General features: G+C 58.5%; 7 protein-coding genes and 2 tRNA genes. 5 read left to right on the top strand and 4 right to left on the bottom strand.

Translation table 11 applies throughout. The features are described from left to right. The 4 genes from EDE05_RS04935 to EDE05_RS04920 all read right to left on the bottom strand — a co-directional run. The coding region (locus EDE05_RS04935) for a GTP-binding protein (RefSeq protein WP_018010120.1) at nucleotides 1–94 on the bottom strand (94 nt) is incomplete at its 3' end. Between the two features lie 266 nt (nucleotides 95–360). After that, nucleotides 361–858 carry a histidine kinase gene (locus EDE05_RS04930; RefSeq protein WP_105374386.1) on the bottom strand — a complete coding sequence of 166 codons (498 nt, stop codon included), beginning with the start codon at nucleotides 856–858 and terminating at the stop codon, nucleotides 361–363. Between the two features lie 124 nt (nucleotides 859–982). Next, nucleotides 983–1,056 (bottom strand) — tRNA-Gly (locus EDE05_RS04925). 25 nt (nucleotides 1,057–1,081) lie between these two features. After that, nucleotides 1,082–1,166: transfer RNA gene (locus EDE05_RS04920), tRNA-Tyr, on the bottom strand. Nucleotides 1,167–1,369: 203 nt separating this feature from the next. Between EDE05_RS04920 and rlmB the strand changes: the two genes are divergently transcribed. From rlmB to EDE05_RS04895, 5 genes are all read left to right on the top strand, one after another. Beyond that, nucleotides 1,370–2,248: a 23S rRNA (guanosine(2251)-2'-O)-methyltransferase RlmB gene (rlmB, locus tag EDE05_RS04915; protein WP_134100512.1), complete on the top strand. Its 879-nt coding sequence runs from the start codon at nucleotides 1,370–1,372 to the stop codon at nucleotides 2,246–2,248. A 19-nt stretch (nucleotides 2,249–2,267) separates the two neighbouring features. Beyond that, nucleotides 2,268–3,062, top strand: coding sequence for a 3'(2'),5'-bisphosphate nucleotidase CysQ (gene cysQ, locus EDE05_RS04910; RefSeq protein ID WP_134100508.1), 795 nt, complete (start codon nucleotides 2,268–2,270; stop codon nucleotides 3,060–3,062). 238 nt (nucleotides 3,063–3,300) lie between these two features. After that, on the top strand, nucleotides 3,301–4,605 hold the full coding sequence (locus tag EDE05_RS04905) for a UDP-glucose/GDP-mannose dehydrogenase family protein (RefSeq protein ID WP_112802304.1): 1,305 nt from the start codon (nucleotides 3,301–3,303) through the stop codon (nucleotides 4,603–4,605). 313 nt (nucleotides 4,606–4,918) lie between these two features. Next, on the top strand, nucleotides 4,919–5,920 hold the full coding sequence (locus tag EDE05_RS04900) for an ABC transporter substrate-binding protein (protein WP_105374383.1): 1,002 nt from the start codon (nucleotides 4,919–4,921) through the stop codon (nucleotides 5,918–5,920). Nucleotides 5,921–5,978: 58 nt separating this feature from the next. Further along, the gene (locus EDE05_RS04895) at nucleotides 5,979–6,866 is read left to right on the top strand and encodes a proline/glycine betaine ABC transporter permease (RefSeq protein WP_105374382.1); all 888 of its coding nucleotides are present in this window, start codon (nucleotides 5,979–5,981) and stop codon (nucleotides 6,864–6,866) included. Nucleotides 6,867–7,345: the final 479 nt, after the last annotated feature.

Below are 7,345 nucleotides of genomic sequence, written 5' to 3'. Positions count from 1 at the left end.
TCGCGGCCGTCAGCGACGTCTTGCCATGGTCAACGTGACCGATCGTGCCAATGTTGACGTGAGGCTTGTTGCGCTCAAACTTGCTCTTTGCCATTGAAAGCTTCCTGTGAACATAAGAGGTGAACCCGGCGGGCGGGTTTGGTGTCGCCGTTTAAGGCTTTCCACCAGAATGCGCAAGACATAATTACGACGCGTGCCGGGACAAGGGCATCGCGTAAAATGGATGCGGAAGGCCCACGGAATATGCGCTTTCGGCAGCGAACAAAGCGTAGGAAACGGCGTAGATGACGGGCAGACGAAATCAGGACCGGGAATCGCCCCGACGGAAATGCTGGCCGCTGGCCGCCGTTTCATGGAATCCTATTTGCCGGCAGCTTTCAGAGAGCTGATGAGCGCCAGCAGCTCTTCGGCATGCTTTTCCTGCTCGCCCTTGGTCCCCCAATAGGTGATGACCAGCAGCTTGCCCCGCTTCGGCGAGACGAGCGACAGGCCGATGCTCGCCGGGCCGTCCTTGTCCGTACCGCTCCAATCGAAATTCGACATCTTCATGCCGTTGAAGGTATCTTCCGACTGCTTCTGGGTGGCTGGATCGATCGTCACGCCATTGTCGTCCAAAAAGGCGATCGCATCCTCAATCACCTTGTCGGTCGTTTTTTCGTCGGCGACATCGATCGAGAGATAGATCGCTTCATCCTCCGACGTCGCCTGGATTCCGGTCTCGGTTTCTTCCGGGCTCCAAGAGTCGGGGATGGTGATTTCTGCAACAGGCGCATCGCTTGGAAACCGCATGGTTTCTGCGAAGGATACAGACGGCAGCAGCATGGTCGCGAATGCCGCGGCGGCAATTATTTTCTTCATGGACGAACTTCCATTCAAGGAGGAGGCGGCTTCAGGAGCCAAACATGAAGCTTTTATCCGGAATGGCTTAAGAAGTCTCAAGCAACACACCGAAAAAGCCAAGCAACCACGAACAAGCAGTGAATGGAGCGGGTAGCGGGAATCGAACCCGCGTATTCAGCTTGGAAGGCTGCTGCTCTACCATTGAGCTATACCCGCGGGGTGGTCCGATCCGGCGACAGAATGGTGGAGGGAGTTGGATTTGAACCAACGTAGGCTGAGCCAACGGATTTACAGTCCGTCCCCTTTAACCACTCGGGCATCCCTCCAGTTTTCCGTCTGGATCAGCGACCAAGCTCGTCAGACCTAGGAGCATTTCCGTGCCCCTCGATCTGCGCCGCGTATATGACCGCACCGTTCTCGTCTGTCAACACGAGGTTTTTGGAAAAATGAGGAAAAATAATCACCGCTCACTGGACTGCGCGCCGCTCGTGGGGCTTTGCCGAACGAGCCGGCATCGTTATAAGGCGCCATGAGCAAGGACAGCAAACAAGACAAATCCGGCCGCGACGGCCACTATGCGACGCTGAGGCGCGCCGTGCGCGACGCCAAGCGCGAGCGCGGAGAAATTCCGACGCCGCAACAGAAGCGGCAGAAATCCAATAAGGATTGGAAGCCCCCACAGCTGCAGCTTGAACAGGTCTTCCTGTATGGCCTGCACACGGTGCGAGCTGCAATTGAAAATCCCGAACGCAAGCTGATCAAACTGTCCGTGACACAAAATGCCTTTGCGCGTCTGGACATCGGAGAGGCAGACGCAATGCCCTTCCCGATCGAATTCGTCTCCCCTCAGGATATCGACAAGGTGCTGGGTCCCGAAGCCATCCACCAGGGAGTCATGCTGGAAACCCGGCCCCTGCCCTCGCGCCGGCTGGAGGCATTGAAGGAAAGCCCACTGCTTCTGGTGCTCGATCAGGTGACCGACCCGCATAATGTGGGAGCGATCATGCGTTCGGCCGTCGCCTTCGGCGCCGGCGCCATCATCACCACACAGAGACATAGCCCGACCGAATCCGGCGTACTTGCGAAATCCGCCTCCGGTGCGCTGGAGCTCATACCTTATATACAGATCACCAACCTGGCCGACGCTCTCGGTGAACTCCACAAGCTCGGTTTCCAGACGATCGGGCTCGATTCGGAAGGTCCAGCCGCGCTCGAAGGCACTTTTGTGGCCGACAAGGTCGCGCTCGTGCTCGGCTCGGAGGGCAAGGGATTGCGGCAAAAGACCCGCGAGACGGTGACGGCATTGGCGAGGCTCGACATGCCGGGTGCGATCAAATCGCTGAACGTGTCGAATGCCGCGGCGGTAGCGCTTTACGCCACCCGCCAGCATCTGGCCAAATCGAAATAAGCCGCTCGGGATCGCGCTGATGTCCATGTTGGCCGCTTTCGAACACGCCGCCCTGCTCGCCGGAAAAGTGATTCTCGATGTCTACGAGGCGGGACCGACCGCAAGTTACAAGGAAGACCGCTCGCCGGTCACCGAAGCGGATGAACGAGCCGAAGCCATCATCCTTTCCGAACTTGCAAAGGCATGCCCGGGAATTCCGGTCATTGCGGAAGAATCGGTTGCAGCAGGCCGAGTGCCGCGGATTGAGGGAGGAGCGTTCATCCTCGTCGATCCGCTGGACGGCACCAAGGAATTCATCAGCAAGCAGGTGGACTTCACCGTCAATATCGCCCTGGTGGAAAATGGAACGCCTGTGCTCGGTGCCGTCTACGCCCCCGCTCTCAAGACGGCTTATCTCGGGGGAAATGGAACCGCTGAAAAACTGGTGATTGGCGACGATCATAGGGTTTTACGCCGCGAGAGAATTTCGACGAGAGCGGTCTCCACGCCGCCTGTCGCGGTCGCAAGCCGATCGCACGGCTCCGCCGAGACTGAGGCCTTCCTGAGGCGATCGGGTGCCTGTGATATCCGCTGCATCGGGTCGTCCTTGAAATTCTGCCTATTGGCCGAAGGGGCTGCCGATCTCTACCCCCGCTTCGGACGGACGATGGAATGGGATACGGCGGCAGGCGACGCGGTTTTGCGCGCAGCCGGCGGCGTCACGCTCGATCTTGACGGCGAGCCGCTTTCCTACGGCAAAATCGGCCGGACGGGTATGATCGACTTCGCCAATCCCGATTTCATCGCCTGGGGAAGGCGCGTGGCGGAGGCATAAGATGCCTTCACTCACCGACAATTGTCTCCAGACCCTCATATCGAGATCATGCGCAACGCCGACATTCGCGAGCACCACAGTATGCTTAACTGCCGCTTGAGAATCCAGCTCTGGCAAACCGCGCGGTGGGTGCGGATCGATGCTGCACCTTTGATACATTGCAATAAAACCTGGATGCGCTAGGAAAAATGATAGTTGACAGCAGAAGGCCTTGCTCGGCCGCTATGAGGACTTGCAGATGCATATTGTAATGGTTGGATCGGGTTATGTCGGTCTTGTTTCCGGAGCTTGCTTTGCCGATTTCGGACATCACGTCACCTGCGTCGACAAGGCTGTCGAAAAAATCGAAGCCCTGAAGAAGGGCGTGATCCCGATCTTCGAACCGGGGCTCGATGCATTGGTCGAATCGAATGTCAAAGCTGGACGCCTTTCATTCACGACCGATCTGAAGGGCGCCGTTGCCAAGGCAGATGTCGTCTTCATCGCGGTCGGCACCCCCTCCCGCCGCGGAGACGGTCACGCCGACCTCGGTTACGTCTATGCTGCCGCGGGGGAGATTGCCGAAGCGATCAATGGTTTCACGGTCGTCGTCACCAAGTCCACCGTCCCCGTCGGTACCGGCGACGAGGTGGAACGGATCATTCGCGAAGCCAATCCGCAGGCCGATTTCGCGGTCGTCTCCAATCCTGAATTTCTCCGTGAAGGCGCCGCAATTGAAGACTTCAAGCGGCCGGACCGTATCGTCGTCGGGCTGTCCGACGAGCGCGCCCGCTCCGTGATGACGGAAGTCTACAGGCCGCTCTACCTCAACCAGTCGCCGCTGCTCTTCACGAGCCGCCGCACATCCGAGCTCATCAAATATGCGGCCAACGGCTTCCTTGCGATGAAGATCACCTTCATCAACGAAATAGCCGACCTTTGCGAGCGCGTCGGTGCCGACGTTCAGGATGTCTCGCGCGGCATCGGCCTCGACGGTCGCATCGGCTCGAAATTCCTGCATGCCGGCCCTGGCTACGGCGGCTCCTGCTTTCCGAAGGACACGCTGGCGCTGGCCAAGACTGCGCAGGACAACGAAAGCCCTGTCCGTCTAATCGAAACGACGATCGCCATCAACGACAACCGCAAGCGCGCCATGGGCCGCAAGGTGATCGCCGCTGCCGGCGGCGATGTACGGGGCAAGAAGGTCGCGATCTTCGGCCTTACCTTCAAACCAAATACCGATGACATGCGCGACAGCCCGGCGATCGCTGTTGTCCAGACCCTCAAGGACGCAGGTGCGATCGTATCCGGCTATGATCCCGAGGGAATGGAAAATGCAAGGCGGATGATGGATATCGAATTCGCCAGCGGCCCGTACCAGGCCGCGGAAGGGGCCGATGTTGCCGTCCTCGTCACGGAATGGAACGAATTTCGGGCATTGGATCTCCAACACCTCAAATCCATAATGAAGAGCCCGGTTCTGGTCGATCTGCGCAACGTCTACCGCAAGCCGGAAGTGGAAGCCCATGGCTTCACCTATTCCGGCATCGGCAAGCCGTTCTGACGACACCAGTAGAAAGCGATCTTGAAGGACGCCCGTAACGCCATGCGTTGCGGGCGTTTTGCGTCCCGGTCTCTGGAGGAGGTTGCTGCGATCCCGGCAGACGCTATTGTAGGCGCTACATCCAGCTCGAGGAGACAAGATAGCCGCGCCTCACTACACGGCGAACTTCGCCTCTTCCTTTTCGCCGACGTGGCGGAAAAAGGATCACGATCGGCGTGATTGAAACAGCGTCATTTCTGGACCTTGCAAAACTGTCCTAGGAGGGGCTCAATCTGCCTCTTCTTAAAAACCATACAGAAGAGGGAACTGCGAAATGAACAAGCTACTCGCCTCCACCTGCCTTGCCTTGGGCATGTTCGGAGCCTTTGCGGGCGCCGAAGCAGCGGAATGCGGTGACGTCACGATCGCGAGCATGAACTGGCAGAGCGCCGAGGTGCTGGCGAGCCTCGACAAGATCATCCTGACCGAAGGCTACGGCTGCGACGCGGAAATCATTGTCGGCGACACGGTTCCCACCATCACCTCGATGGTGGAAAAGGGTGAACCCGACATCGCACCTGAAGGCTGGGTAGATCTGTTGCCGGAAGTCGTCAGCCGCGGCATTGCCGAAGGCAAGCTGGTCGGAGCCGCCGTGGCGCTTTCCGATGGCGCCGTGCAGGGCTGGTGGATTCCGAAATATGTGGCCGATGCCCATCCCGACATCAAGACCATTCAGGACGTCCTCAAGCATCCGGAACTTTTCCCGGATCCGGAAGACAAAAAGAAGGGTGCCGTCCACAATGGCCCGCAGGGCTGGGGCGGAACGGTTGCCACCACACAACTCTATAAGGCTTATGGTGCCGAAAAGGCCGGCTTCACGCTTGTCGACACCGGATCGGCTGCCGGTCTCGACGGCTCGATCGCAAAGGCTTACGAGCGCAAGGAGGGTTGGGTCGGATATTACTGGGCGCCGACAGCGCTTCTCGGGAAGTATCAGATGGTAAAGCTCGGTCATGGTGTGCCGGCCGACATGGCCGAATGGAAGCGGTGCAACACCGTCGCCGACTGCCCGGATCCGAAGCCGAACGACTGGCCGAAGGACAAGGTGCAAACGCTTGTCACCAAAGCTTTCGCGGATCGGGCCGGCGCCGATGTCATGGCCTATCTCAACAAACGGTCGTGGAGCAACGATACCGTCAATGCCCTCATGGCCTGGATGACCGACAATCAGGCGAGCGGGGACGACGGCGCCAAGCAGTTCCTCAAGGAGCATGAAGATCTTTGGACCAAGTGGGTGACGCCGGAAGCGGCTGAAAAAATCAAGTCATCGCTCTGACCAGACGCGCCGTCGCCAGCACCCGTTGGCGACGGCTCTTTTAAGGATGGAGCAGGCGATGGACTGGCTTACCAAATTCCCGCATATGGACGACGAGACGCTGCGGAACCTCAAAAAAGGTATCGATGAAGGATTCCGCGCCTTTACGCGCACCTATGGCGATGCGATCGAATCGTTCTTCGATCCGCTGCAGTTCTTTCTGATCTACGCCGAGCGGATCATGGTCCGAACCCCTTGGCCGATCATCATGCTGGCGATTGCCGTCATCGCCTGGTTCGCCAGCCGCAATTGGAAGATCGTGGCAGGCTGTGTGGCCACCTTGTTTGCCATCGGTTACTTCGACATGTGGGAAGACACGATGAAGACCATGTCGATGATCTTCGTCTGCACGGTCCTGTCGATTGTGATCGGGCTGCCCATGGGGATTGCCATGTCGCGGTCGGAGCGGCTGCAGAATACCATCAATCCCGTGCTCGACGTGATGCAGACGATGCCGAGCTTCGTCTATCTCATACCTGTCGTCATGCTGCTTGGCATCGGCAAGGTGCCCGGATTGATCGCCGTCGTGATCTACGCGATCCCGCCGATGATACGGCTGACGAACCTCGGAATCAGGCTGGTGGACAAGGAAGTGCTGGAGGCGGCCAACGCCTTCGGCTCCTCGAGCTGGCAAAAGCTGCGCGACGTGCAGATGCCGCTTGCCCTGCCGACGATCATGGCGGGGATCAACCAGACCATCATGATGGCCCTGGCCATGGTTGTCATCGCGTCGATGATCGGCGTTCAGGGACTCGGTCAGCCGGTCCTGAAGGCTATCGCCAACCAGTACTTCACACTCGGCATATTCAATGGGATGGCGATCGTCGGCATCGCAATTGTGTTCGACCGTATCAGCCAGGCCTATGGCCGCCGTCTCCAGAGGCATATGGAGATGACGCATCAGTGATGGGTGATGGGAATGCCTGCCGGAACTGCAGTGCCGTCTACGCGCTCAATCACTGCTCGGATTTACGGTTTCGTGAGGCTGCGCTCTGCTGAAGCCAGGCCCATTACGGGTATTCGGATATAGAGGGCTTAGTGGGGCAGGAAGTCGCATCGTATGGACTTATAGACCCGCGGGCCCTTCTCACTCTAGTCGGATCGGCTTGGCAGCCGGGTCTCGCCACCTGCCTCAGGCTCCCTCTCGCTGAAGTGGCCGCAGTCTGGTTCCTGTGAGAATCCACTAACGGAAGTCAACTACGTCTTCATTTCCACCACTCCGACGCTAATTTTCGCAGCCCTTCGCTATCGACGGGTCCCAATATGGAGGGCCAGATTGGCAGGGGAATGGGCGCTGAAGCCGTCAGAAAACCCTGAATTTCAGCGCATGCCGGCCACTGCAAGGCAGAGAGACAAGGCCCAGAGACGTTAACAAATGATCGTTTA

Source organism: Neorhizobium sp. R1-B, from assembly GCF_004368875.1.
GTDB classification, from domain to species: domain Bacteria; phylum Pseudomonadota; class Alphaproteobacteria; order Rhizobiales; family Rhizobiaceae; genus Neorhizobium; species Neorhizobium huautlense.
The sequence above is the reverse complement of the archived record's forward strand: the minus strand, read 5'-3'. Positions and strand labels throughout refer to the sequence as shown.